The following is a 25710-nucleotide window of genomic DNA, read 5'->3' as shown; positions in this document are numbered from 1 at the left end:
ATATCCACCGAAGCCCGTGTGAGCGGGGCGAACGGTGTCCACCGGCTGTGGAGGAAAGAAAGTTGGTCCGACGCGCCATGTAATGGCCATAATGGACAAATGCTCATTACCCCCAGGGATCGGGAGATTCTACGGCTTGCCGTGCCCGCTTTCGCGGCGCTGGTGGCCGAGCCGCTCTTCCTGCTCGCCGACTACGCCATCGTGGGGCACGGCCTCGGCACCACGGCGGTGGGCGCGCTGGGGGTGGCGGGCACGGTCCTGGCGACGTTGATGAACCTGTGCGTGTTCCTCGCGTACGGGACGACGGCGTCCGTGGCGCGGCAGTCGGGGGCGGGCGAGCACGCGCGGGCCATGCGCAGCGGTGTGGACGGCATCTGGCTGGCGCTGGCCATCGGGGCCGTCCTGATCGCGGTGTGCTGGCCGCTGGCGCCGACGATCGTGGGACTGTTCGGCACCACGGGCACGCAGGCGGAGCAGGCCGTGACGTACCTGCGGATCAGCCTGCTCGGCGCGCCCGGGATGCTGGTCGTGCTGGCGGGGACCGGCGTGCTGCGCGGGCTGCGGGACACGGTGACGCCGCTGGTGGTGGCCGTGGGCTCGTTCGCCGCGAACGCCGCGCTGAACGCCTGGTTCGTGCTGGGGCTGGGATGGGGCATCGCGGGGTCGGCATGGGGGACGGTGCTGGCCCAGACGCTGGGGGCGGCCGTCTACCTCGTGGTGGTGGCGCGGGGCGCGCGCCGGATGGGAACGCCGCTGACACCCGGGCTGCAGGGCGTCAAACAGGCCGGTACGGCGGGGTTCGCGCTGTTCATCCGTACCGTGAGCATGCGGGTCGTGACGCTGGCGGCCACCGTGCTCGCCACCAGGATGGGCCAGGCCGAGCTGGCCGCGTTCGCGCTGGCCACCCAGGTGTGGACGCTGCTCGTCTTCGCCCTCGACGCCATCGCCATCGCGGGACAGACCATCACCGGGCGCTCGCTCGGCGCCGGTGACGTGGCCGCCACGCGGGCTGCGACGAAGCGCATGGTGCAGTGGGGCGCCTGGTCGGGCGCGGTGCTGGGGCTGCTCGTCGTGGCGGCGCGGCCGGTGTTACCGGGGCTGTTCGACGCCGAGGAGCGGGTGGCCGGGATGCTGCTGGACCTGTTGTGGCCCGTGGCGCTCTTCCAGCCGGTGTCCGGGGTCGTGTTCGTGCTCGACGGGGTGCTGATCGGGGCGGGCGACCAGCGGTATCTGGCCTGGGCCGCGGTGTGGACGACGCTGGCCTACCTGCCCGCCGCCCTGCTGGCCTCGGGTTATGGAGTGGTCGCCCTCTGGTGCGCGCTCGGGGTGTGGATGGTGGCACGCCTGATCACCCTCGTACGGCGGGCGTCCGGCACCGCCTGGCTGGTGACCGGCGCGTAGCCGGACGAGCCGGCGCGGCACCCCCTGGGCACGGTCCACCCGTGATGCTTTCGTGCTTGTCGTTGTTCAAGGGGTGAGACAGAGTGGGCGCGTTCCCTGAGCGGGGTGTTCCGTGTCCACGATTCTGCGAAGACTGCCTGCCTCGGAGGCAACTGGCCTGCGTATCGGCGCCCGGCACAGCCTGGCCGAGGTCTACCGCCCTGCCGACCTGGTGGTGCTCGGTCTCGGCGTGATGATCGGCGCGGGCATCTTCAGCATCGCGGGCGAGCAGGCCGCCACCACGGCCGGGCCCGGCGTGATCCTCTCCTTCATGATCGCGGGGATCGCCTGTCTGCTCGCCTGCTTGTGTTACGCGGAGCTGTCCTCCACGATGCCGACCTCCGGCAGCGCCTACACCTTCACGTACGTCATCTTCGGCGAGGTCTGGGCCTGGATCATCGGCTGGGCGCTGATCCTGGAGTTACAGTTCGCCGCCGCGATGGTGGCCAGGGCCTGGGGCGCGATCGCGGTCGGCGCGATCACCAACTTCGGCGTCCGCGTCCCCCACGAGGGTGTCGTCCAGGACGTGCTCGTGTTCGTGATCCTCGTGCTGCTCACCGGCATCGTGGCCCTGGGCGCGCGGGTCGGGCTGCGCGCCCTGTGGATCATGGTGTCGGCCAAGCTGCTGGCCATCGGCGCGGTCATCGTCGTGGGCCTGCCCTACATCCAGGTCGCCAACTTCGGCGAGTTCTACGTGCCGCCGAAGACGCTGGACACCGCGCCGGCCACCGTGCTGGAGGTCTTCATCGGGGAGAGCCAGGCGTTCGGCTGGTTCGGGATCTTCGCGGCGGCCTCGGCCATCGCGTTCGCGTACATCGGGTTCGACATCGTGGCCACCTCCGCCGAGGAGACCGCGAACGCGCGCCGGGCCGTGCCCAGAGGCATGATCCGCAGCCTGGTGATCGCCACGGTCATCTACCTCGCGGTGGCGCTGGTCATGGTGGGCATGGTGTCGTACACGCGGATCTCCGAGCAGGCGCCGCTGGCCAGCGCGTTCCAGGCCGTGGGCGCGGGGTGGATGGCGCACGTCATCGACGCGGGCGCGGTGCTCGGGCTGACCACCGTGATCCTGGTGCTGATCGTGGGGCAGACACGGGTGCTGTTCTCGATGGCCCGTGACGGGCTCATCCCGCGCGCCCTGGCCTCGGTCAGCCGCCGCTACCACACGCCCACCCGGGTCACGCTGGTGATCGGGCTGGTGGCGATCGTACTGGCCGAGTTCGTGCCGGTGCTCACGATGCAGCAGCTCGTGGTGATCGGGACGTTGTTCGCCTTCACGTTCGTGGCGGCCGGGGTGATCGTGATGCGGCGGCGCATGCCGTACCTGGAGCGGGGGTTCCGGGTGCCGCTGTCGCCGTTGCTGCCCGCGCTGTCGCTGGTGGCCACGCTCTGGCTCATGGTCAACCTGCGGGTGCTGACCTGGGCCTGGTTTGTGCTGTGGATGGCCTTCGGCCTGCTCGTCTACCTCGTGTACGGCCGCCGCCACAGCGTCCTGGCCCAGCCGGACCTCCCCGCCAGACCGGTCCACGGACGGCACCGCCGCTAGAACCGTCCCGAGTCCAGGACGCTGCGCAGGAACTCCCGCGTACGCGGGTGCTCCGGCTCGGTGAAGATCTGCTCGGGCGGCCCCTTCTCCAGCAGCACGCCGCCGTCGAGGAAGCACACCGTGTCGGAGATGTCCCGGCAGAGGCCCATCTCGTGCGTCGTGAGGATCATCGTCATGCCCGACTCCTTCAGCTCCCTGATGATCCCCAGCACTTCCAGCACCAGCTCGGGATCGAGCGCCGAGGTGACCTCGTCGAGCAACATCAGCGTGGGCTGGGTGGCCAGCGCCCTGATGACCGCCACCCGCTGCTGCTGCCCGCCGGAGAGCTGGTCGGGGTAGGCCCGTGCCTTCTCGGCCAGCCCGAACCTGGTCAGCAGGTCGTGCGCCTCCTCCTCCGCCCGCCCCCTGCTCACCCCGTGCACCCGGCGGGGCGCCAGCGTGATGTTGTCCAGCACGGTCATGTGCGGGAACAGGTTGAACGCCTGGAAGACGATGCCCAGCCGCTTGCGTACCTCGTCGACGTTCACGCGCGGGTGGGTGATCTCCTCACCGTCGAGGAAGACGGCGCCGTCGTCCACCGTCTCCAGCAGGTTGACGCAGCGCAGGAGCGTGGACTTGCCCGAGCCAGAGGCCCCGATCAGGCTCACCACCTCGTGCGGGGCCACCTCCAGGTCGATGCCGCGCAGCACGCTGTGGCCGTGGAAGTTCTTCCACACCCCCTCGACGGTCAGCAGGCTCGTGTGCTCGCTCATGCTCCACGCCTCCTGCGCGTGCGCGCTGCCAGATGGTCGGTGAACCTGGCCATCGGGATCGTCAGCAGGATGAACAGCAGCGCCGAGGCCAGGTAGGGCGTGTAGTCGAACGTGCTGGCCGCGTGGATATGCGCCTGCCTGAGCGCGTCCAGCGGGCCGATGGTGGCCACCAGCGCGGTGTCCTTCTGCAGGGAGACGAAGTCGTTCAGCAACGGCGGCACGACCCTGCGGGTGGCCTGCGGCAGGACCACGAACCTCATGGTCTTGGCATGGCTGAGCCCGAGTGAGCGCGCCGCGGCCACCTGGCTCGGGTGCACGGACTCGATGCCGGAGCGGAACACCTCGGCCACGTACGCGCCGTACGAGAGCGTCAGCGCGATGATCCCCAAAGTCGCCAGGTCGGACGGGATGCCCTGCAGCCGCAGCGCGGGCAGCCCGAACCCGACCAGGTAGATCACCAGGATCGTCGGCACGCCGCGGAAGACGTCGGTGTAGAGCGTGGCCAGTGCCCGGATCGGGAAGAACGCCGGCGACCTGATCCCCCTGGCCAGCGCCACCAGCAGCCCGATGACCAGGATCAGCACCTCGGCGACGAGGAAGATCTTGACGTTGAGCACGAACCCGCTGAGCACGTCGGGGAGCGCCACGGCGAACTGCTCACCGTCGAAGAACGTCTCCCGCACCCGCGACCAGCCAGGGGAGTTGGTGATCCCCCAGACGACCAGCACGATGAAGACCAGCGTCGAGGCCGTCGCGATCGAGGCCGAGCGGCGGGCGCGCGACCTGCGGACATGCTCGCGCTCGGCCTGCCGCTCGGACTTGACCCACTCGCTCATCGCAACTCGGGGGCGCCCGCCGCCGAGCCGAGCCACTGCTGCTCGATCTTGGCCAGCTCGCCCTTCGACTTCAGCGCGTCAACGGCCTTGTCGACACACGTCTTGAGCGCGCTGCCCTTCTCCATGACCAGCCCGAACTCCTCCGGCGTGCCGCCGGTCGAGCTGAACTGGCCCACGATCTTGGAGTTGTCGACCTGGGCGGCCGTCACGTAGAACGCGGTCGGCAGGTCCACCACCACGGCGTCCACCTGCTTGTTCTTCAACGCGGTCACGACGTCGATCTGCTCGTTGTAGACGTTGGGGTCGTCGGCCGGCTTGATCACGTTCTTGACCGCTTCGAGCGAGGTCGTCCCGACCTGTACGCCGATCTTCGCGTCCTTCAGCTCGGCCAGGCTCTTCGCCCCGGCGTACTTGCCGCCCTCGACGGCCACGATCGCCTGCTTGACCGTGTAGTAGCCCTTGCTGAAGGCGACCGCCCCGGCCCGCTGGGGAGTGATCGAGACCTGGTTGACGTCGAAGTCGAACTGCTTCTCCCCCGGCGCGTACGCGGAGTCGAACTTCACCGTGCTCCACTGCACCTCACTGCGGTCGAAGCCCATCTCGCCCGCCACGGCGAACGCGACCGCGCTCTCGAAGCCCTGGCCGTTGCTCGGGTCGTCGTCCTTGAACCAGGGCTCGTAGGCGGGCTTGTCGGTGCCGATGGTCAGCTTGCCGGGGGTGACGAGCTGGAGCTGCTCCTTGGCGCAGGCCGTGGACTGCGACGGGGCCGCCGCGGTGGTCGTGCCGGAGCCGGCGGTGTTGTCGGTGTTGTCGACGGGCGCGCACCCGGCCACGGCCACGGCCAGCGCGAGCAGCATCAACGGGCGAGTGGCCATGGCCTTGCCTCCAGGGGGAACATGCAGAAGGACGACGGCATTCTACGCGGCCCGGGTAGGAAATAGCGCCCGAGGGGTCACTCGACCGTCGGCCGGACGGCGGGTGACCTGGCGGTCAGGGCCTGGCAGCGAGGGCGGGGGCGGCTCGGCGCGAAAGGGGCGCGGGAAAAGGCGCGAGAAATGGAAAACCCCCGCACGAGGCGGGGGCTTCGCAGACGGGCTCAGCCCGCGACGACCTCCACGTCGACCGAAGCCCGCACCTCGGGGTGCAGCTTGACGGTGATTTTGTGGGAGCCGACGCTCTTTATCGGGTTGACGATCTCGATGCGGCGGCGGTCGAGGATCGGGCCACCGGCGGCCTTGACGGCGTCGGCGATGTCACCCGTGGTGATCGAGCCGAACAGGCGGCCCGAGTCACCCGCGCGGGTGGCCAGGCGGACGCGCAGCGCGCCGAGCTGACCGGCGACCTCCTTGGCGGTGCCGAGGTCGCGGATCTCGCGGGCGTCACGAGCCTTGCGGATGGTCTCGATCTGCTTCTCGGCCCCACGCGTCCAGCGCATGGCGTAGCCGCGCGGAATGAGGTAGTTACGGCCGTAGCCGTCCTTGACCTCGACGACGTCGCCAGGGGTGCCGAGGCCGGAGACCTCGTGAGTGAGGATGAGCTTCATTTCGACAGGCCTCCTTAGCGCGCGGTGCTCGTGTAGGGCAGCAGAGCCACCTCACGGGCGTTCTTGATCGCCGTCGCCACGTCGCGCTGGTGCTGGGTGCAGTTGCCCGTCACCCGGCGCGCACGGATCTTGCCGCGGTCGGAGATGAACTTCCGCAGCAGGGCCGTGTCCTTGTAGTCGACGTAGGAGATCTTGTCGTGGCAGAACAGGCAAACCTTCTTCTTGGGCTTGCGCAGTGCCGGCTTTGCCATCGTGGTGCTCCTTTCAGAGCCCCGCCTTCGGGGCGGGAATGGACTCGGGCTGGTGAACTGGATCTAGAAAGGCGGCTCGTCGCTGAAGTCGTTGCCGCCGCCGAAGCCGCCGCCGCCCTGCTGGCCGCCGCCGCCACCGCCGCCGCCCTGGAAGCCGCCGCCCTGAGGCGGGGCGGGCGACGCGGAGGCCCACGGGTCGTCGGCCGGGCCGCCGCCGAAGCCGCCGCCGCCCCCGCCCTGGCGGGAGGTGCGGTTGACCTTGGCGGTGGCGTTGCGCAGAGACGGGCCGACCTCGTCGACCTCGACCTCGTAGACCGTGCGCTTCTCGCCTTCCTTGGTTTCGTAAGACCGCTGCTTGAGCCGCCCCTGCACGATGACCCGCATGCCGCGCTGCAGGCTCTCGGCGGCGTTCTCCGCCGCCTGCCGCCACACGTTGCAGGTCAGGAAGAGGCTCTCGCCGTCTTTCCACTCATTGGTCTGTCGATCCATGAACCGCGGAGTGGACGCGATGCGGAATCGAGCCACCGCTTGCCCCGTCGGGGTGAAGCGCAGCTCCGGGTCGTCGACCAGGTTGCCGACGATGGTGATTACGGTGTCGCCTGCTGCCATGGCTAGCGCTCGCCTTCCTGCACGCCTTCGCTTGGGTTACGGCTCAGAGTACGGGTCTTCCCCGACAAAAGCCGGAGGTTAGTGCACGTCCGGACGCAGGACCTTGGTGCGCAGGATGCCCTCGTTGAGGTTCATCTGCCGGTCGAGCTCCTTGACCGTCGCGGGCTCCGCGGACAGGTCGATGACGGCGTAGATGCCTTCGGACTTCTTGTCGATGTCGTAGGCGAGACGGCGCCGGCCCCAGACGTCGACCTTCTCCACAGTGCCGCCGTCGTTGCGCACGACGGTGAGGAACTGGTCGAGGGACGGCGTGACGGTGCGCTCATCGAGCGAAGGGTCCAGAATGACCATTACTTCGTAACGACGCATGCGGGACTCCAACCTCCTCTGGACTCTTGCGGTCACGACGCTCTGCCGTGACAGGAGGACGCTGACGTGAGCCCGAGCGTGGCCCCTTTTCGGCCTGCCCGGGGCGATGGATCACCCATCACAACGCAGCGTGCCCAGGTTACCAGTCGCGCGATGGTGGGAAAGCCTTTAGGAAACCAAGGGGGTGGTGGCTGTGCCACATGTGCTTCAGCCCTCCGAGAGGGAGCGGTTCAGGCTCACGCTCAACACCGACGGACGCTCACACCCGGTCGAGAACGTCCTGGCCATCGCCACGCTGGCGTGTGGCGTGGTGGCCTTCGTCTCGACGTTCTGGACCTCGGCGCACATCATCGCGTCGTGGTTCGGCACCCTGGGGTTCGGGATGGGCCTCTATTCTCAGTACATCTCGGCGACCACGCCGCAGCGTTCGCTCAACATCATCGGGCTCGTCGGATCATTCGTCGGGGCCGCGCTCGGCATCGCTCACGGCGGTTTCCTCCCTCATCCCTAGCTTTCCCCAGGCCCGAGCGGCCGATGCCGAGCGTACGGACATGGGTGACGGCCCCGGGCGTGCCTGCTCCGGGGCCGTCCGATATGCGGCTCACCCGCCGATGCGCAGGTCTGTTCCGAGCAGGACCAGGAACCACAGGAAGATCGCGAGCAGCGCCTCGACGAGGTCCTTGAGCAGCCCCGGCGTGATGTAGTCGTACACCCAGGCGATGTAGAGGCCCACGGCGACGTAGATCAAAACGATCAGCGCTCGTAAGCGCCAGCGGCTCATATTTTGCTTCTCCTCAGGAGGTAGGGGAGCCTCCCGACTGCCCGAACGCGTGCCTGCCAAACGGATAAGCTCGGTGACATGGTGCGCATCGGAGCTCATGTCGATCAGGACGACCCCGCCGCCCACGCCGCGGAGGTGGGGGCCGAGGTGGTGCAGTTCTTCCTCGGCGACCCGCAGGGTTACGACAAGCCCGTGCTGCCCGCCAAACCGGTCGAGGGCGTGGACATCTACATCCACGCCCCCTACCTGGTCAACGTGGCGACCACCAACAACCGCATCAGGATCCCCAGCCGCAAGCTGCTGGAGCAGCACCTCAAGGCCGCCGCCGGGCTGGGCGCCAAGGGGCTGATCGTGCACGGCGGGCACGTCAACAAGGACGACGATCCACAGAGCGGGTTCGACAACTGGCGCAAGGTGTTCGAGCGCATGGAGTGCCCCATCCCGGTGCTGATCGAGAACACCGCGGGCGGCGGCAACGCGATGGCGCGCAAGCTCGAGCGCATCGCGCGGCTGTGGGACGCGCTCGACGGGTTCGACGTGGGGTTCTGCCTCGACACCTGCCACGCCCACGCCGGCGGCGAAGAGCTGGTCGACGTGGTCGACCGCGTCATCGCGATCACCGGGCGCATCGACCTCGTCCACTGCAACGACTCGCGCGACGACTTCGACTCCGGCGCCGACCGCCACGCCAACCTGGGCCAGGGGAAGATCGACCCCGAGCTGATCCTGGCGGTCTGCCGGGCGGCCGGCGCGCCGGTCGTGGTGGAGACGCCCGCCGAGGGCCAGGCGGCCGACATCGCGTTCCTGAGGAAGAACCTCTAGCGAATACACACAGCCTGTGGATAACTTCCCTGGATTACCGAGACGAGAAACCGGGTAGGGAAGTTGATCTCCCTCAGCCGGCCCAGGCTCCGCTCAGGAAACGGCCGGCGTTGGCGATCATCAGCGGGGCGGAGATCAGCGCGTAGAGGGCGATCACCCACGTACGCCGGGTCGCGAGCCTGGCCACCAGCACCCACAGCGGAAACCACAGCAGCAGCGACCGCGGGATCGACAGATAGTACGCCGACGTCATCAGCGCCGCCGCCTGCGTACCCGTGTAGACGGCCTCGCTCCACCGCCGCAGCACCAGCAGCCAGACCAGCACGCCCACCGCCGCCACGGCCCCGACGATCTCCATGCGGAAGGCCACCGCGAAGTCGCCCGACTCCATGGCCGACTGCCAGGTCGTCCCCCACGCCTCCCACGGCCAGGCGAAGTCGCGCCCCCACCCGGCCTCCTGGGCGTGCTTCCAGGCCAGCCAGTCGCCGGTCCTGCCGTAGTGGTAATACGAGTACGCCACCAGCGGCACGAACGGCACGACCAGCCACGCCGCCTGCCGCACCGGATCGCGCCGCATCACGAACTCGACCACCAGCGCCACGGCCAGGAACAACCCCGTGATCCGCACGCACGAGGCCCCCGCCGCCAGGAACGCCGCCGAAGCCCAGTTCCCCTGCCTGGCCGCCAGCCACGCCGGGATCGCGAAGGCCAGGAAGAGCGACTCGCTGTATCCCGCGGCCAGGAACACCGCCATCGGGAACAACAGCAGCGCCAGCACCGCGATCCAGCCGGAGGCGCCCTCGGCCTCGGCCAGCCGGGCCAGCGCCACCACGGCCACCGCCCCGGCGACCAGCGAGACCAGCAGCCCGGCCGCCCCCCAGTCGGGGATCACGAGGTGGACCAGGCGCAGCGCCGCGGGCAGCCCGGGGAAGAACGCCGGCAGCCCCTCGTCGGGCGGCTTGCCGGGCTCTCCGTCGTAGCCGTACTGGGCGATCGTGATGAACAGGGTGGCGTCCCACTTGCGCCACCTGTCGGCGTACTCGGCCAGTGCCACCCCGAGCGCCGTCGCGACCAGCAGCCCGGCCCGCGAGCCCAACCAGAGCAGCAGCGCGTCCCGGCCGATCGAGCGAGTGATCATCTGCCGGGCGCCTGGCGGGTCACTTGGTGAGGGTGGCCAGCGTGAAGCGGTCAGGGGCGCGGTCGAACACGCCGCCCGCCTGGTCGTCTATGTCGGCCTGGCGCACCACGTCCTTCTCAGGACGGAGGATGTCGCGCACCACCAGCGCCATCATGATCCCGATCGTGATGACCCGGCCCCAGACGGCGGTGAAGTACGTGTCGTCGGCGATGCCCAGGTCGTCCCGATCGAGCGGCGGCTGGGCGAGCAGGTAGAGCCAGATCGCGATGAAGTACCAGACCTCGGCGAGCTGCCACAGCGCCAGCGGCTTCCAGTTGGGCCTGGCCAGCACCGCGAACGGCACCAGCCACAGCACGAACTGCGGCGACCACACCTTGTTCGTCATCATGAACGCGGCCAGCGCCAGGAAGCAGATCTGCGCCAGCCGGGGACGGCGCGGCGCGGCCAGCGTCAGCACGGCGATGCCCAGGCACATGACGGCCAGCGCCGCCATGCCGAGCGTGCTCACGTCGGCCTCGCCCAGGACCGGCCAGCCCTTGTTCTGGAAGAACAGCCACGGCGAGCCCCAGTCGACCCCGCGTTCCTGGGAGAAGACGTAGAACCTGCGCCAGCCGTCCCACGCGAAGACCATGAACGGCACGTTGACCACGAGCCACGCCGCCGCCGCCGAGCCCATCGTGACCAGGAACGGCCGCCATCGCCCGGTACGCCACGTCAGCAGGAACAACGCGCCCACGAACATCAGCGGATAGAACTTGGTCGCGATCGCCAGCCCCAGCAGCACCCCTGCGGGCACCTGCCGGCCCCGTTTCCAGGCCAGCAGCGTGCCCAGTGACAGCGCGCCCGCGACCAGGTCCCAGTTGATGTAGGCGGCCAGCACCACGGCGGGCGAGATGGCGTACCAGAGGGGGTCCCAGCGGCGCGTGGGCCCGGCCACCGCGGCCATCAGCAGCACGCCGACCACGAGGCAGAGGCCGAGCAGGATCACCGTCAGGTCGTAGAAGCGCACCGCCTGCGCGACGTTGTCGGGGTCGAGCGCCCGCGCGATCCAACTGAACACCTGCATGACCTCGCCCAGCACCACCGGGTACTCGACCTGCTTGTCGAACGGCACGCTGGCGAAGTAGGGGTTCTGGGTGGACAGCTCCCGGTCGAAGTAGAGCGGGTAGATGTCGGTGTAGCAGAAGTTCGTGTACGTGGTGACCTGGTTGTTCCAGCCGCCGGTGCGGCAGGGCAGGCGCACCACGTACGCCAGGCTGGCCCCCAGGACCGCGATCAGCCCCAGGGGCAGGTACGGCACGGCACGCGCCACCCAGGGGGCGCGTGCCTCGGTGCTCGTCACTGTGCTCGTCACTGGTCCTCTGGTCTGACGGGCACCTGCCGCGAGCCGCCGGACCCCTGGTTGTCGGGCGAGCCGCCGCCCGCGACGCCCACGTCACCGACGTCGTCCTGCGTCTCGGGGAAGCCGTTGCCCTCGTCGATGGTCGGCTGCTCGTCGGGGACGGTCGGGTTGCTCTCGTCACAGCCGATCAGGCAGTCCTGGTTCTCGTCGGCGAACGGGTCGTCGGGACCGAACGGATCGTCGTCGGCCTCCGGCGTGGGCGACGGCGTGGGCGTCGGGCTCGGCACGATGTTCTCCGCGACCCCGACCTCGGCCCGGTCGGGGAACTGCTCGACCGGCAGCTTCTCGTGCGCGAGCTGCATGAACCGCTGCCAGGCGATCGTGGGCGGGCCCGCGCCCTCGAAGCCCAGGGAGACCTCCTTGGGCTCCGTGTACGGGTTGTCCGGGCCGTACTTGTCGCTGCCCTTGCGGAGGTAGGGGCAGTTGGAGTGCTCCGGCGGCACGACCTTGCCCGACTTGGTCCGGCACTGCTCACGGTAGAACCCGACCGCCGTGGAGATCTGCGGCGTGTAGCCGACGAACCAGGCTTCCTTCTCGTCGTTGTTCGTCCCGGTCTTGCCGGCGGCCGGCCTGTTGCCCAGGCCCTTGCCCGCTGCCGTGCCGCTCTTGAGCACCTCCTGCATGGCGATCGTCGAGTCGGCGGCGACGTCGGCGTTGATGACCGACTTGGAGGTGGCCTGCTCGCCGTAGACGAGCTTGTTGTTCTGCTTGACCTCGCGGATCACGTGGTAGCGGGTGTACTTGCCGCCGTTGGCGAAGATGGCGTAGCCGGCCGCCTGCTCCACCGGTGTCACCAGGGCGCTGCCGATGGCGAACTGGTAGTGGTGCTCGTCGATGTCATCCTTCATGCGCTTCGGGTTGAACCCGGCGTCCTCGACGAGTTTCTGGACGTCTTCGAGCTGGTTGGGCAGCGCGAACGCCATCGACACGAAGGCCGTGTTGACCGACTCTGCGGTGGCCTTGACCACGTCGACGGCGGCGCCGACGTTGTGGCTGTTCTTGATGCCGCCCGGCTGCTGGCCCGGCAGCTCCTTCGGCACCGTCTGGTTGCCCGGCACGAAGCTCTTGAGCGAGTAGCCGGCCTGCAGCCAGGCCGCCAGCACGTACGGCTTGAAGGCGGAGGCGGCCTGCTTCGTGGACTGGAAGGGCTCGTTCCACGGGTCGGTGAGGTAGTCGTCACCGCCGTAGAAGGCCAGGACGCGGCCGTGCTGGGCATCCACCGCGGCCAGGCCCCCGTGGAACTCGGTGCTCATCCCGAATTCCTTCATGGTGCTCTTGACCGCGGTCTGCGCGTCCTTCATGAGCTTCTTGTCGAACGTCGAGGTGATCTTGTAGCCGCCGCTCTTGACCTCGTCGCGGCTCAGGTTGCGCTGTTCCAGCTCCTGCAGCACCTGCTCGACCATGTAGCCCTTGATGCCGGACAGGTCGGTGTTGGGCGGGTTCTTGAGCGTCTTGGGGAACTTGGCGGTCTGCGGGAGGTTGCCGTACTTGTCGGGCCACTGCTTGGCCATGTAGTCGATGACGGTCTTGAAGCGGCTCTGCAGCGCGGGGTCGTCGGGCTCCCAGTTGGGCCGCTGGATGCGCGCGGCGAGGTAGGCGCCCTGCTCGGGGGTGAGGTTGGCGGCGGTGGCCTTGGAGCCGAAGTACGCCTTGGCGGCGGTCTGGACGCCGTAGGCCCGGCCGAAGTTGACGGTGTTGAGGTAGTTCTGCAGGATCTGGTCCTTGGTCAGCTCGTCGTCGAGCTTGACCGCGACGAAGATCTCCATGACCTTCCGCTTGATGGACACTTCCTGGCTGAGGCCGTCGTAGTAGTTACGGGCCATCTGCTGGGTGATCGTCGAGGCGCCCTGGAGCTGCTCCCCTGACACGGTCATCCACACCGAGCGGAACATGCCGGGGATGGAGATGCCGGAGTCCTCGTAGAACGTGTCGTTCTCGATGGCCACCGCGGCGTCCTTGACCACCTGCGCCATGGCCGTGATAGGAACGGACTCGCGCTTGAAGCCCAGGTCGGCGATCTTGGTCTTGCCGTCGCGGTAGTAGATGGTGCTCTGCTGGGCCAGCGCCTCTGCCTGGGCTTCGGTGGGAATGGCGGTGTTCGCGTACGCGACCATGATCATGCCGAAGAGGCCGGCCGAGAGCACGACGACGCCGACCACGACGATCTTCCAGTTCGGGACGAACCTGCGCCAGCCGCCGCGACCGCCGCCCTGCTTCGTGGGCGGCCCCGGGGGCTCCGGCGGACCGTCCGACCCCCGGCGGCGCGAGCGTCGCGGACCGTCGCTGACGATCGTCTCCTCGTGACTCACCCCACGCGTGTCCTGGCGGGCACGCGAGCGCGGCCCCGGCTGGTCGCCGGCGCCCGTGGGGTGCTCGGCCCGTGCCTGGCGGGACTGTGCGCGCCTGGGCGCAGGCTCGTCGTACGACTGCGCACGCCTGGGCGCCTCGTCGTACGACCGCGCGCGTCCAGGAGGCTCGTCGTACGACTGCGAGCGCCTGGGCGAAGGCTCGTCGTACGGCTGTGCGGCCATGGCGCCGGTCTGCTCGTAGGCCGCTTCCGGACGACGCGGCGGCTGTGCCGCCCCATAGCCCTGCTCCCCGGTTTGGGCCGGGGAACCCTGGGGCAAAGAACGGGATGAGTTGGAGCGACGGCGCCTCCCCGGGCGGGCCGTCCCCTCGTTCATGCTGTGACTCACACGTCCTCGCAACGTCGTCGGAACTGTAACGGCGGTTGGGCGTGAGGCATCTCGCCGCCCTCGGTCTTCACGTCTGATCGACGAGGTCCGGCGGTCCGTTGCCCAGGACATACGAAACCGTCAGGTGATTCCAGGAACAACCTTGGCAGACCTCGACAACGTACACCCGGAACTCATCGTAATCATGAGCCATGGCGTCGAGTTCTGAGGTGACCTTTGCCTGACCGGCATGCCGACCGAGGGAATCGCCGTAGACGTAGGTCACGTCGGTGACGTTCTCCCGTTCGCAGACCGGGCAGGTGCGTTCGGTCGGCTTGCCGAAGTGGCGTGCCGCGCGAAGGAGATAGGGCTGTGCGTCACAGACGTCACCGCGCGAGGCATGCCCCGTGCGCAGGGAGCGGACCACCGCCCGTTTCGCGAGGCCGTAATCCACCACCCTTCTCTGTGACCACATGAGCGCCAGACTACGGCGTTTTACGGGTTCATCCCAACGGCTTGGCAGATTCATAGATTGCGGCCATATAGCGGCTGGACGTATCCTCGGGATGTATCGGCTCGATACATCGATGCGAGAGGGGGCGGTTCCAGTGGCCAGCGGACAGGGCAGGGTCTTGGAACTGGCCGTGCTCGGGTCGCTGCACGAGACGCCGCTACACGGCTACGAGCTGCGCAAACGGCTCAACGCCCTGCTGGGGATGTTCCGTGCGTTCTCCTACGGGTCGCTGTACCCGTGTCTGCGATCGCTTCTGGCTCAGGGCCTCATCGCGGAGGAGCAGCCCGCTCCCTCCGCGATCGTCGGCGGCAGATCGAAGATCGTCTACAAGCTGACCGCCGACGGCAAGGAACGCCTACAGGACATGCTCACCCAGGCGGGTCCGTCCGCCTGGGAGGACGAGAGCTTCGGCGTGCACTTCGCCTTCTTCCGGCACACCGAGGCCGAAGTGCGGCTGCGCATCCTCGAAGGCCGCCGTAGCAGGCTGGAGGAGCGGCTCGACGCGGTGCGCACTGCGCTGGCGCGTACCAGAGAGCGTCTCGACAGCTACACGCTCGAGCTGCAACGCCATGGGCTCGAGTCCGTCGAGCGCGAGGTGCGCTGGCTGAACGAGCTGATCGCAACGGAGCGTCGGGCCTCGTCAGAGGAGAGGCCCGACCGAGACACCACGTCAACTGATGAGTAAGGGAGCGAGTGCGATGGGTTCGGTTCGCGTGGCCATTGTCGGTGTCGGCAACTGCGCGTCGTCGCTGGTCCAGGGCGTTCACTACTACAAGGACGCGGACCCGGACACACGGGTCCCGGGCCTGATGCACGTGAAGTTCGGCGAGTACCACGTCGGCGACGTCGAGTTCGTCGCCGCGTTCGACGTGGACGCCAAGAAGGTCGGGCGCGACCTGTCCGAGGCGATCGTCGCCAGTGAGAACAACACCATCAAGATCTGCGACGTGCCGCCCACGGGGGTGACGGTCCAGCGCGGCCACACCTTCGACGGCCTTGGCGAGTTCTACCGGGAGATCATCGAGGAGTCCGACGAGGCGCCCGTCGACGTGGTCCAGGTGCTGCGTGACAACCGGGTCGACGTGCTGGTGTCCTACCTGCCCGTCGGGTCGGAGGAGGCCGACCGCTTCTACGCGCAGTGCGCACTCGACGCCAAGGTCGCGTTCGTGAACGCGCTGCCGGTCTTCATCGCCTCCGACCCGGAGTGGGCCGAGAAGTTCACCGAGGCCGGGGTGCCGATCGTGGGCGACGACATCAAGTCACAGGTGGGCGCCACCATCACGCACCGGGTGCTGGCCAAGCTGTTCGAGGACCGCGGGGTGGAGCTGCTGCGCACGTACCAGCTCAACTTCGGCGGCAACATGGACTTCATGAACATGCTGGAGCGCAAGCGCCTCCAGTCGAAGAAGATCTCCAAGACGCAGTCGGTCACCTCGCAGATCCCGCACGAGATGGGCAAGGCCGACGTGCACATCGGGCCGTCGGACCACGTGCCGTGGCTGGACGACCGCAAGTGGGCGTACGTGCGGCTGGAGGGGCGGTCGTTCGGTGACACGCCGCTCAACCTGGAGTACAAGCTCGAGGTGTGGGACTCCCCCAACTCGGCGGGGATCATCATCGACGCGGTGCGCGCGGCCAAGATCGCGCTCGACCGCGGCATCGGGGGGCCGATCCTGTCGGCGTCCTCGTACTTCATGAAGTCGCCGCCGGAGCAGTTCTCCGACGACGAGGCCCGCGACTACGTCGAGAAGTTCATCCGGGGCGAGGTCGAGCGCTGACGCGCTGACCTGGGCCCTCGGCCGCGGCGCCGTGCCCTCGTAGCGGGGGCGCGGCGCCGTCGGTCTGGTTCAGAGCCGGGCCGCCGCGGGTAGGGCGGTGCTCGCGGCCGGCTGCCAGGAGAGCGGGTCGGCGCCCAGCTCAGTCAGCAGCGGCACCTGTTCCCTGCACCAGGGCGAGATCGCCAGCAGCCCGTTGAGCGCCCCCTCAGCGAACTCCTTCCACGGCATCCACCGCGTCTCCCCCACCTCTTCGGGGTTGGGCTCGACCGGCCCGTCGGCGATGACCCGGTAGACCGGGCACAGCTCGTGCTCGACGATGCCGTTGGCCATCGCCGCGCGGTAGGAGAAGGAGGGCAGCATGAGGTCGGCGCCCTCGGCCGTGAGCCCCAGCTCGTAGGAGAGGCGGCGCAGGACCGCGTGGTCGAGCGGCTCGCCGGGCAGCGGGTGGCCGCAGCAACTGTTGGTCCAGACACTTGGCCAGGTGAGTTTGTGGTCGGCCCTCCTGGTGAGCAGCACGCGGCCTTCGTGGTCGAAGACGTAGCTGGAGAAAGCCAGATGGAGGGGGGTCTCGCGGCCGTGCACCGACGACTTGGGAGCGGTGCCGACCGCGCGGCCGTCGGGGTCGACCAGCACAACGTGTTCCTCGATGGTCACGCTATGAAGCGTACGAGATCACCCGGGCGATCCGGAACCCGAAGTTCATCTGTCCTACCGATCCCGGGGCATCCTAAAGCACGGACGCGGGGCTAGGCTGACGGCGTGTCTTTCGTCGCCGATCTCCGCGTGGTCCTGCGGGGGCGAGATTTCAGGCGGCTTTTCGGCACCCGGCTGGTCTCCCAGTTCTCCGACGGGATCTTCCAGTTCGCGGTGGCCGGATTCGCCTTCTTCAGCCCGGAGAACCAGACGACCGCGATCGAGGTGGCCGCCGGGCTGGCGGTGCTGCTGTTGCCGTACAGCCTGCTCGGGCCCTTCGTGGGCGTCTTCATCGACCGCTGGCCGAGGCGGCAGATCCTGGTGGTGGCGCCGTTCGTACGCGGCATGCTGCTGCTGGTGGCGGCCGGTCTGGTCGCCGCCGACGCGCCCGATCCCGCCTTCTACGCGGCGGCGCTCGGCGTGCTCGGGGTCAACCGGTTCTTCCTGGCCGCGCTCGGCGCCTCGCTGCCGCACGTGGTGCCGCCCGAGCGGCTGATGGCGGCCAACGCGGTCACGCCGACGTCGGGCACGGTGATCACGTTCGTCGGCGCGGGCGTGGGCTTCCTGCTGCGCGAGATCTTCGGCGGCGACGACACGGGCGTGGCGCTGCTGCTGGTCACTTCCGGCGTGGTGTTCACGATGAGCACGCTGGTGGCGCGGACGATGGACCGCCAGTTGCTCGGCCCGTGGTCCGACCCCGAGCGTCCGCAGGCGCGCGACGCCCTGCACAACGTGGTCGCCGGGCTGAGCGACGGCGCCCGACACCTCGTGCACCGCCGCATGGCCGCCGCCACCATGGGCGCGATGGCCGCCCACCGCTTCCTGTACGGCATGTGCACCGCGACGGGCATCATCCTCTACCGCTACTACTTCTCCCACGGCGACCCCGAGGCCGCGCTGCGCGGGATCAGCGTGGTGGTGGCCGTCTCAGGAGTCGGCTATTTCCTCGCCGTGATCGTCACCCCGTACGCGACCGAGCGGTTCGGTATCGGCCTCTGGGTGCAGATCGCGCTGGTGGCGGCCGGGGTGCTGGCGGCGGTGCTGATCCTGCCGTTCCAGGAGTGGGGGCCGCCGGCGGCCGGGTTCGTGCTGGGGGTGGCCGGGCAGAGCGTCAAGATCTGCGCCGACACCACCGTCCAGCGCGACGTGGAGGACATCTACCGGGGCCGCGCGTTCTCGATCTACGACATGCTCTTCAACGGCATGTACGTGCTCGCCGCCGCCCTGTCGGCGCTCATCCTGCCCGCCGACGGCAAGTCGTACGCGGCCGTGATGATCATCGGGGTCGGCTACGCCGCCGCGGCGCTCGTGTACCGGATGGTCATCACGCCGTCGTCACGCGCCGAGGTCGTTTGACCGAGACCACTCCAGCAGCGCCTCGGTGGCCGCCTCCTTGCCGATCACACCCTTGTCGAGCCTGAGGTCGAGCAGGAACTTGTACGCCTGCCCCACCACCGGCCCAGGCCCGACCCCGAGCACCCGCTGGATCTCGTTGCCGTCGAGCTCGGGCCGGATCTTGGCCAGCTCTTCCTCCTCGGCCAGCCTGGCGATGCGCTCTTCGAGGTGGTCGTAGGTACGCGACAGCGCCAGCGCCTTGCGCTTGTTGCGGGTGGTGCAGTCGGCCCTGGTCAGCTTGTGCAGCCGGGACAGCAGGTGGCCGGCGTCGCGCACGTAGCGGCGCACGGCGCTGTCGGTCCACTCGCCGGTGCCGTAGCCGTGGAAGCGCAGGTGCAGCTCGACCAGCCGGGCCACGTCGGACGCGACGTCCTTCGGGAACTTCAGCTCGGCCATCCGCCGCTTCGTCATCTGGGCGCCGACCATCTCGTGGTGGTGGAACGACACCCGACCCCCTGGCTCGTGCCGCCGGGTCTTGGGCTTGCCGATGTCGTGCAGGAGCGCCGCCCAGCGCAGGACGCGGTCGGGCTTGCCGTCGTCTTCCTGCGCGATGGCCTGGTCGAGCACGGTCAGCGAGTGCTCGTAGACGTCTTTGTGCCGGTGGTGCTCGTCGATCTCCAGGCGCAGCTTGGGCAGCTCGGGCAGCACGTGGGCGGCCAGACCCGTCTCGACCAGCAGTCGCAGGCCCTCGCGGGGGTCGGCACCGCAGACCAGCTTGTCGAGCTCGTCGCGGATGCGCTCGGCCGAGACGATCTCGATGCGCTCGGCCATCTCGGTCATCGCCGTCACCGCCCGCGGGTCGACCGCGAACCCGAGCTGCGAGGCGAACCTGGCGGCCCGCAGCATGCGCAGCGGGTCGTCGCCGAACGACCGCTCGGGGGCCCCCGGCGTGCGCAGCAGCCTGGCGCGCAGGTCGTCCAGCCCGCCGTAGGGGTCGACGAACTCGTGGCCGGGCAGCCGCACCGCCATCGCGTTGACCGCGAAGTCACGGCGTTCGAGGTCGGCCTCCAGGGTCTCGCCGTACATGACGTCGGGCTTGCGCGACTTGGGGTCGTACGACTCGCTCCGGTATGTCGTGACCTCGATCTGCCAGTTTCCCTTGCGCAGGCCGACCGTGCCGAAGTCGATGCCGATCGTCCACACGGAGTCGGCCCAGTCTCTGACGATCTCGAGCACCCGCTCGGGGTGGGCGTCGGTGGTCAGGTCGAGGTCGTTGCCGCTGCGGCCGAGCAGGATGTCGCGCACGGGGCCGCCGACGAGGGCCAGTTCGTGCCCCTGGGCGGCGAACAGGCGGCCCAGCTCGTCGGCCACTGGGGCGATCTTTCTGAACAGGTCGTTCATGCCCTGCTGCTGGCTTTCCGTCAGAGTTGAGTCGGTCAGAGTTGAGTCGGACAAAGCAGAGTCGGCCTTCTTGTGTGCTTACCGTCGGTCCACGGACCGTCGGGGGCATGGAATGCGGCAAGGAGGACTATATGAAGGACGCCCCCGCGATCCACCGCCGGCTCCTCGCACACCAGGTCCATCATGAGATCGTAGCCTTCCGCGTCCCATGACACGCGCGGAAGAGCCGCCGGGGACGGTCCCGCGACCTGCCGGCATCGCCACCAGGAAAGATCGTCGACCTACGGTGCCCGCGGGCCGGAGCGTCACGTGCGGCGGTCGCACGACGGCACTGAGCCCGTACCATTGCGGGCGTGCGTCGTCGTAGTCCAGGCCGGGCGTCCGCGTGATCCGTAAGGCCACGCTGATCGCCGCGCTGTCCGCCGCGTTGCTCGCCCCCGTCATGGCGGTGACGCCGCACCAGGCTGCCGCGAAGCCGACCGCGAACGCGGCCCAGAGGCAGACCGCCTCGGTGTCGATCTCGTCGATCACGCCCGATGTGCCCAAGAGCCTGACCGACCAGATCACGTTCACCGGCACGGTGCGCAACGACACCGGCTCGACGCTCTACAACGTGTTGATCCGGCTGCGCTACGAGTCGCAGCCGTTCGCCGACCGCACCACGATGAGCTCCTACGCCGCCGACCAGAGCCTCACCACGCTGCCCGGCTCCGTCTCCAGCAACTCGCGGGCGGTGATCCCGTCGCTGGCCCCCGGAGCCTCGCAGCGCTGGCAGTTCACCGCGACGCCTGTGCAGCTCAGCCTCCGGTCGTTCGGGGTCTACCCGATCGCCGTCGACGTGGCGCCCAACGGCGTGCCGCTGGTCGCGCAGCGCACGTTCCTGACGTACGCGCCGCCCACGGTGCCGAAGCTGCCGAGCAACAAGCTCTCCGTCGCGCTGCCCGTCATCGACCAGCCGCACCGGGGCACCGACGTCGACCCGCAGAGCGGCAAGCCGCTGTTCGTGGACGACAAGCTGAGCCAGTCGATCGCCGGCCGGGGCCGCCTGGCCGACCTGGCCACCATCGCGCAGTCCGCGCCTGACAGCGTCACGTGGGTGATCGAGCCGTCACTGCTCGACGACCTCAACGCGATGGCCAAGGGCTACGACGTCAAGACCAAGGACGGCCCCCAGGCCAAGCCGCCCAGCGCCGCGGCCACGCAGTGGCTGACGACCATGCGCACGGCGCTGGCCGCGTCGCCCGTGGTCGCGGTCCCGTACGCCGATCCCGACGTGGCCGCGCTGGCCCACCAGGGGCTCGACACTCAGACCGACCGCGCCATCAAGCTGGGCGGCCAGACGGTCGCCGCGACGATCAGCCCCAACACGAAGACGAACATCAACTGGCCGCCCGCCGGGCTGCTCGACGCCGACGCGCTCGACCTGCTCTCGGTCAGCGGGGTCAACACCGTCCTGCTCAACTCCACCAACCTGCCGCCGCAGGCACCCCTCACCACCACGCCCGACGCGGCCACGACGCTCGACGCGGTCAACAGCCCGGTCACCGCGCTGGTCGCCGACGCCGAGCTGAGTCGCATGTTCGAGCCGGCCTCAGGCACCTCCACCCTGCTCAGCACACAGCGCTTCATCGCCGAGACCGCGATGATCGCCTCCGAGCCCGGCCAGACCCGGCCGAGGTCGCTGGTCGTCGCCCCCTCCCGCCGCTGGAACCCCAACCCGACGCTCGTCACCGCCCTGCTGAAGACCGCGGAGCGGCTGCCGTGGCTGCAGCTCAGCCCGCTGGATTCGGTCAAGCCCGGCAAGGCGTCCGTCCCCCGCGCCGGCCTGACCTACACCGCCGCAGACCGCAAGGAAGAGCTGACCGCCAACTACCTCGCGCCGGTCAAGGACGCCTGGTCGAAGTCGGAGCGCATCGCGCAGGTGTTCCAGAACGAGGAGCCGTCCCGCTTCGAGACGGCGGTGCTGCGGCTGACCTCCTCCGCCTGGCGCAACAGCACCCGTACGGGCCGAGCCGTCACCAAGCTGGTCGGCACGGCCGTCGACGCCAAGACCGCGCAGATCCAGATCACCGGAGAGGGCCCCGACCAGCCGCGTACGCTGGCGGGCAGCAACGGCGTGGTGCCCATCAGCGTCAAGAACGAGATGGAAGCCCCCGTCGAGCTCTACCTCGACGTCAAGTCCGACGACCCCGAGCTGCTCACGGTCAGTCTCAACCCGGACAGCCGCACCCCGGACACGAGGGTGATCGGCACCGGGCAGATCACCACGTTCCAGGTGTCGATGAGCGCCGCCCCCGACACCAGCGGCGACGCGACGGTGACCGTCCAGCTCATGACCGCCGACGGCCAGCCGTACGGCGAGCCGCAGCGGCTGACGATCCGCACCACCGGCTACACCGGGATCGCCCTGGTGATCGTGGGGGCGGCGCTGACCGTGATGCTCGCCGCGGTGGTCACGCGGCTGCTGCGGCGGCGGTCGGAGCGCAAACTCGCGCGCGCCAAGTCCCGGGAGAGTGAGACCGAATGAGCCGCATGCTTCGGGCCAGCGCCATCATGGCGGCGGGCACCATGGTGTCCAGGGTCACGGGGTTCGTGCGGACCATGGTGCTGGCCTACGCCATCGGCACGGCGGCGCTGGGTGACGCCTACAACGCCGCGTACGCCATCCCGTTCAGCATCCTCGACCTGCTGCTCCTGGGAGTGCTGAGCAGCGTCGTGGTGCCGATGATCGTCCGGGCCCAGCAGCACGACGACGACGGCGGCCGGGCCTACGAGCAGCGGCTGCTGACGATCTCCACGGTCGCGCTGGCCGTGGTCGCGGTGCTCGCCGTGCTGGCCGCGCCGCTGCTGATCGACCTCTACACCGACTGGGCCCCGGGCAGCAGGAGATTCGAGGTCGCGGTCACGCTGGCCCGCTTCATCCTGCCGCAGCTCGCCTTCTTCGGGGTGGGCGCGGTGGCCGGGGCCATTCTCAACACCCGCGACCGCTACGGCGCCCCGATGTGGGCCCCCGTGCTCAACAACCTGGTCGTCATCGTCGTGTTCGTGTTCTACGCCCTGGTCGGCACGGGCGCCGACATCGGCCAGGCCACCAACGGCGACCTGGCGCTGCTCGGTCTGGGCACCACGGCCGGCATCGTGGCGCAGGCGGCGGTGCTGATCGTGGCGCTGCGGCGGGTCGGGTTCAACTTCGTTCCCCGCTTCGACCTGCGCAACGCCCGGCTGGGCGAGATGGGCAAGGCGGGCGTGTGGACGATCGGCTACGTGGTGGTCACCCAGCTCGGCTTCATGCTGACGACCAACCTGGCCAGCGCGGCGGGCAGCCTGGTCGAGGGGCACGGCATCAGCCCGTACACGCTGGCCTTCCAGCTCTTCCAGCTCCCGTACGGCGTGATCGGCGTCTCGGTGATCACCGCCATGCTGCCGCGCATGAGCCGGGCCGTGGCCGAGGGGCGGTTCGGCGACGTGCGCGCCGAGTTCGGGTCGAGCGTGCGGCTCGTCTGCTCGCTGATGGTCCCGGTGTCGCTGCTGCTCATGGTGCTCGGGCCGGCCATCACCGTGCCGATCTACGGGCACGGGGCCAACAGCGTCGCCGACGCCGTCTACATCGGCAACGTGTTGCAGGTCTACGGGCTGGCTCTGGTGCCGTTCGCGGTGTTCCAACTGCTGCTGCGGGTCTTCTACAGCTTCGGCGACACCAGGACTCCGGTGTTCATCGGGGCGGGGACGACCGCGGTCAACGCGTTGCTCATGGTGCTGCTGTACGTGGCGCTGCCGCCTCGTTACGCGGTGATGGGACTGGCTCTGGCGTACGCGATCGCGTACGCGCTGGGCGCGACCCTGGCGTGGTGGCTGGCCGCCCGCCGGGTCCAGGGGCTGGGCGGCTGGGCCGTCGGCATGGCGATGACCAGGATGTACCTCGCGGCGCTGCCCACGGCGGTGCTCGCGCTGGCCGCGGTCTGGATCTTCACGGGCGTCTTCGACGGGCTCCGCTTCCTCAACTCGGTGATCGTGCTGGGCATCGGGGGCGGGCTGGGCATGCTGCTCTATCTCGCGGTTGCCCACAGAATGCGCATCCCCGAGGTCAACTCGCTCGTTGGGATGGTCGCGAGGCGGGTAGGTCGGTAAAGAACGCGGGCGGAATCTACTCGGCACTACCATGGAGCCCGACACGCGCGAATGGAAGCAGGAGGGGCGTGGGCGGATCCACCCGGCATAACGCGCCTTCGTGGAACATGACCACGCAGGTGAGTCGAGTCATGAGTACGCCCGATCGGCCAAGCGGAGTGAGCCAGTGAGCAGCACGTCGGCCGTCGAACCCGGCACCCGTCTAGCCGAGCGCTTCCGGTTGGAAGATCGCGTCAGCGAGTCCGACGGCGCAACGTTGTGGAAGGCCATCGACGAAATCCTCGCCCGTCCCGTGACGGTGCACACCTTCTCGCCCGACTTCCCGCGCGTCCACGAGGTCGTCACCGCGGCCCGCGCGGCGAGCAGGCTCACCGACCCGCGCCTGACGCAGGTGTTCGACGCGGCCGAGGACGACAATCACGCCTACGTCGTCAGCGAGTGGGTCAACGGTGAGTCGCTGACCGACCTGCTGGCCGCCGGGCCGCTGGAGCCCGAGCGCGCGGCCGGGCTGGTGGCCGAGGCCGCCGAGGCGCTCGCCCACGCCCATGCGGCGCAGCTCTACCACCTGTGCCTGCGCCCCTCCCACCTGGTGTGGACGACCGGCAACACGGTCAAGGTGCTCGGCGTGGCGGTCGACGCGGCCATGTACGGGCTCACCACCGACCAACCGGCGCTCGACGACGCCGAGGGCCTGGGCCGGCTGCTGTACGCGGGCCTGACCGGTCACTGGCCGGGCGACGAGGAGGAGGGCGGGCTGCCCGCCGCCCCCATGAACGACGGCCACTTCTGCACGCCCCGGCAGGTCACCGCCGGCGTGCCCGGCTACCTCGACGCGGTCACCGTGCGGGCGTGCCTGCCCGAGTCGCGCAGGGGCCAGAGCATGCTGACCAGCCCGTCCGAGGTGGCCGAGTCGCTGGCCGACGTGGCCAGGCCGATGCCGATCCCGATCTCCTACCCCTCGACCCCCGCGGTGGCCTCGGCGTCCCAGACCGAGGGCCTCGACATCGCCCACCGGCAGGCGGCCGCCATTCCCACGCTGCCGCCTCTGCCGCCGCGCCGGGTGTCCGGCAACGGCGGCGGCGGCACGGTCAACCGGGTGCTGGTGACGCTGCTGGTGCTGCTGGTCATCGCCGCGGTCGGCGTCGGCGCCTGGACGATCGGCCGCAGCCTGGGCAGCCCGACCGCATCCCAGACGGCCAGCGCGCGGCCCAGCGACCCCGCGGCGGCCTCGGCCGAGGCCAAGGTGGTCAAGCCCGACAAGGCCCAGGGCTTCGACCCGCTCGGCGACAACGAGGAGAAGTCCGAAATGGCCAAGCTGGCCATCGATGGCAAACCGGACACGTTGTGGAAGACAGAGACCTACAGCAGCGCCGAGCTGGGCCGGCTCAAGGACGGCGTGGGCCTGCTGCTCGACATGGGCGAGTCGATGCAGATCAGCGACGTGGTGGCGACGCTGTCGCAGGCCCAGGGGGCGACCGTCGAGCTGAAGGTGGGCGACTCCCCCGAGCTGGGCGCGCTCAAGACCGTGGCGACGGCGAAGAACGCGGCGGGCAAGACCACGCTCACCCCCGAGCAGGCGACAAGCGGTCAGTACGTTTTGATCTGGTTTACGCGTGTTCCGATGGATGCGGGCACTTTTCATGGCACCATCTATGAGGTAGTGGTGCACTCTCCCGGATCGGCATAATCAGGAATCT

General features: G+C 69.2%; 24 protein-coding genes. 10 read left to right on the top strand and 14 right to left on the bottom strand.

Going from position 1 to position 25710, the window contains the following annotated elements; translation table 11 throughout:
• The first annotated feature begins 99 nt into the window (after window positions 1–99).
• Together ABD844_RS18835 and ABD844_RS18830 are read left to right on the top strand one after the other, a co-directional pair.
• Window positions 100–1401: an MATE family efflux transporter gene (locus ABD844_RS18835; RefSeq protein ID WP_344878951.1), complete on the top strand. Its 1302-nt coding sequence runs from the start codon at window positions 100–102 to the stop codon at window positions 1399–1401.
• Window positions 1402–1513: 112 nt separating this feature from the next.
• Window positions 1514–2986: an APC family permease gene (locus ABD844_RS18830; protein ID WP_344878948.1), complete on the top strand. Its 1473-nt coding sequence runs from the start codon at window positions 1514–1516 to the stop codon at window positions 2984–2986.
• On the opposite strand, the gene ABD844_RS18825 is transcribed toward ABD844_RS18830, so the two are convergent.
• The 7 genes from ABD844_RS18825 to rpsF form a co-directional block, all read right to left on the bottom strand.
• Window positions 2983–3738: an amino acid ABC transporter ATP-binding protein gene (locus tag ABD844_RS18825; RefSeq protein ID WP_344878945.1), complete on the bottom strand. Its 756-nt coding sequence runs from the start codon at window positions 3736–3738 to the stop codon at window positions 2983–2985. The two genes, ABD844_RS18830 and ABD844_RS18825, sit on opposite strands and share 4 nt — an antisense overlap.
• Window positions 3735–4574, bottom strand: coding sequence for an amino acid ABC transporter permease (locus tag ABD844_RS18820; protein WP_344878941.1), 840 nt, complete (start codon window positions 4572–4574; stop codon window positions 3735–3737). Before ABD844_RS18820 ends, ABD844_RS18825 begins: the two co-directional genes overlap by 4 nt.
• Window positions 4571–5449, bottom strand: coding sequence for an ABC transporter substrate-binding protein (locus ABD844_RS18815; RefSeq protein WP_344878938.1), 879 nt, complete (start codon window positions 5447–5449; stop codon window positions 4571–4573). The genes ABD844_RS18820 and ABD844_RS18815 overlap by 4 nt, the downstream gene beginning before the upstream one ends.
• Window positions 5450–5670: 221 nt before the next feature.
• Window positions 5671–6117 carry a 50S ribosomal protein L9 gene (gene rplI, locus ABD844_RS18810; RefSeq protein ID WP_344878935.1) on the bottom strand — a complete coding sequence of 149 codons (447 nt, stop codon included), beginning with the start codon at window positions 6115–6117 and terminating at the stop codon, window positions 5671–5673.
• Window positions 6118–6131: 14 nt separating this feature from the next.
• The gene (gene rpsR, locus ABD844_RS18805; RefSeq protein ID WP_020543048.1) at window positions 6132–6368 is read right to left on the bottom strand and encodes a 30S ribosomal protein S18; all 237 of its coding nucleotides are present in this window, start codon (window positions 6366–6368) and stop codon (window positions 6132–6134) included.
• Between the two features lie 63 nt (window positions 6369–6431).
• On the bottom strand, window positions 6432–6977 hold the full coding sequence (locus tag ABD844_RS18800; RefSeq protein WP_344878932.1) for a single-stranded DNA-binding protein: 546 nt from the start codon (window positions 6975–6977) through the stop codon (window positions 6432–6434).
• A 78-nt stretch (window positions 6978–7055) separates the two neighbouring features.
• A complete protein-coding gene (rpsF, locus tag ABD844_RS18795) occupies window positions 7056–7346 on the bottom strand; it encodes a 30S ribosomal protein S6 (RefSeq protein WP_344878929.1) in 291 nt (96 codons plus the stop codon).
• Between the two features lie 193 nt (window positions 7347–7539).
• Here rpsF and ABD844_RS18790 point away from each other — a divergent pair, with 193 nt between their 5' ends.
• On the top strand, window positions 7540–7857 hold the full coding sequence (locus ABD844_RS18790; RefSeq protein WP_344878926.1) for a hypothetical protein: 318 nt from the start codon (window positions 7540–7542) through the stop codon (window positions 7855–7857).
• Between the two features lie 90 nt (window positions 7858–7947).
• On the opposite strand, the gene ABD844_RS18785 is transcribed toward ABD844_RS18790, so the two are convergent.
• Window positions 7948–8127, bottom strand: a complete 180-nt coding sequence (locus ABD844_RS18785) for a hypothetical protein (RefSeq protein ID WP_344878924.1) — start codon at window positions 8125–8127, stop codon at window positions 7948–7950.
• A gap of 78 nt (window positions 8128–8205) precedes the next feature.
• On the opposite strand from ABD844_RS18785, the gene ABD844_RS18780 reads away from it, so the two are divergent.
• On the top strand, window positions 8206–8949 hold the full coding sequence (locus ABD844_RS18780) for a deoxyribonuclease IV (RefSeq protein WP_344878921.1): 744 nt from the start codon (window positions 8206–8208) through the stop codon (window positions 8947–8949).
• Between the two features lie 73 nt (window positions 8950–9022).
• Here the strand turns inward: ABD844_RS18780 and ABD844_RS18775 are convergent, their stop codons facing one another.
• The 4 genes from ABD844_RS18775 to ABD844_RS18760 all read right to left on the bottom strand — a co-directional run bounded on the left by ABD844_RS18775 (window position 9023) and on the right by ABD844_RS18760 (window position 14639).
• A complete protein-coding gene (locus ABD844_RS18775) occupies window positions 9023–10087 on the bottom strand; it encodes a mannosyltransferase family protein (protein WP_344878919.1) in 1065 nt (354 codons plus the stop codon).
• 19 nt (window positions 10088–10106) lie between these two features.
• Window positions 10107–11441: a glycosyltransferase family 87 protein gene (locus ABD844_RS18770; protein ID WP_344878917.1), complete on the bottom strand. Its 1335-nt coding sequence runs from the start codon at window positions 11439–11441 to the stop codon at window positions 10107–10109.
• Window positions 11438–14020: a transglycosylase domain-containing protein gene (locus tag ABD844_RS18765; protein ID WP_344878914.1), complete on the bottom strand. Its 2583-nt coding sequence runs from the start codon at window positions 14018–14020 to the stop codon at window positions 11438–11440. Before ABD844_RS18765 ends, ABD844_RS18770 begins: the two co-directional genes overlap by 4 nt.
• Window positions 14021–14252: 232 nt before the next feature.
• Entirely contained in the window at window positions 14253–14639 is a 387-nt protein-coding gene (locus ABD844_RS18760; protein WP_344878911.1) for a DUF5318 family protein, read from the bottom strand.
• Window positions 14640–14772: 133 nt separating this feature from the next.
• Here ABD844_RS18760 and ABD844_RS18755 point away from each other — a divergent pair, with 133 nt between their 5' ends.
• Window positions 14773–15363, top strand: coding sequence for a PadR family transcriptional regulator (locus ABD844_RS18755; protein ID WP_344878907.1), 591 nt, complete (start codon window positions 14773–14775; stop codon window positions 15361–15363).
• Between the two features lie 13 nt (window positions 15364–15376).
• Window positions 15377–16456, top strand: a complete 1080-nt coding sequence (locus tag ABD844_RS18750; protein ID WP_344878904.1) for an inositol-3-phosphate synthase — start codon at window positions 15377–15379, stop codon at window positions 16454–16456.
• Between the two features lie 69 nt (window positions 16457–16525).
• On the opposite strand, the gene idi is transcribed toward ABD844_RS18750, so the two are convergent.
• Window positions 16526–17110 (bottom strand): isopentenyl-diphosphate Delta-isomerase, encoded by a 585-nt coding sequence (idi, locus tag ABD844_RS18745; RefSeq protein WP_344878901.1) that lies wholly within the window; start codon window positions 17108–17110, stop codon window positions 16526–16528.
• Window positions 17111–17215: 105 nt separating this feature from the next.
• On the opposite strand from idi, the gene ABD844_RS18740 reads away from it, so the two are divergent.
• Window positions 17216–18505 (top strand): MFS transporter, encoded by a 1290-nt coding sequence (locus ABD844_RS18740; protein WP_344878898.1) that lies wholly within the window; start codon window positions 17216–17218, stop codon window positions 18503–18505.
• On the opposite strand, the gene ABD844_RS18735 is transcribed toward ABD844_RS18740, so the two are convergent.
• Entirely contained in the window at window positions 18485–19885 is a 1401-nt protein-coding gene (locus ABD844_RS18735) for a CCA tRNA nucleotidyltransferase (protein WP_344878895.1), read from the bottom strand. The genes ABD844_RS18740 and ABD844_RS18735 overlap by 21 nt on opposite strands.
• A gap of 385 nt (window positions 19886–20270) precedes the next feature.
• Here ABD844_RS18735 and ABD844_RS18730 point away from each other — a divergent pair, with 385 nt between their 5' ends.
• The 3 genes from ABD844_RS18730 (at window position 20271) to ABD844_RS18720 (ending at window position 25700) form a co-directional block, all read left to right on the top strand.
• Window positions 20271–22412, top strand: coding sequence for a DUF6049 family protein (locus ABD844_RS18730; RefSeq protein ID WP_344878892.1), 2142 nt, complete (start codon window positions 20271–20273; stop codon window positions 22410–22412).
• Window positions 22409–24013 (top strand): murein biosynthesis integral membrane protein MurJ, encoded by a 1605-nt coding sequence (gene murJ / locus ABD844_RS18725; protein WP_344878889.1) that lies wholly within the window; start codon window positions 22409–22411, stop codon window positions 24011–24013. The genes ABD844_RS18730 and murJ overlap by 4 nt, the downstream gene beginning before the upstream one ends.
• 166 nt (window positions 24014–24179) lie before the next feature.
• The gene (locus tag ABD844_RS18720; protein ID WP_344878886.1) at window positions 24180–25700 is read left to right on the top strand and encodes a protein kinase family protein; all 1521 of its coding nucleotides are present in this window, start codon (window positions 24180–24182) and stop codon (window positions 25698–25700) included.
• Window positions 25701–25710 lie beyond the last annotated feature (10 nt).

This window comes from Nonomuraea antimicrobica (assembly GCF_039536965.1).
GTDB classification, from domain to species: Bacteria; Actinomycetota; Actinomycetes; order Streptosporangiales; family Streptosporangiaceae; genus Nonomuraea; species Nonomuraea antimicrobica.
This window is presented reverse-complemented; position numbering and strand designations above follow the sequence as displayed.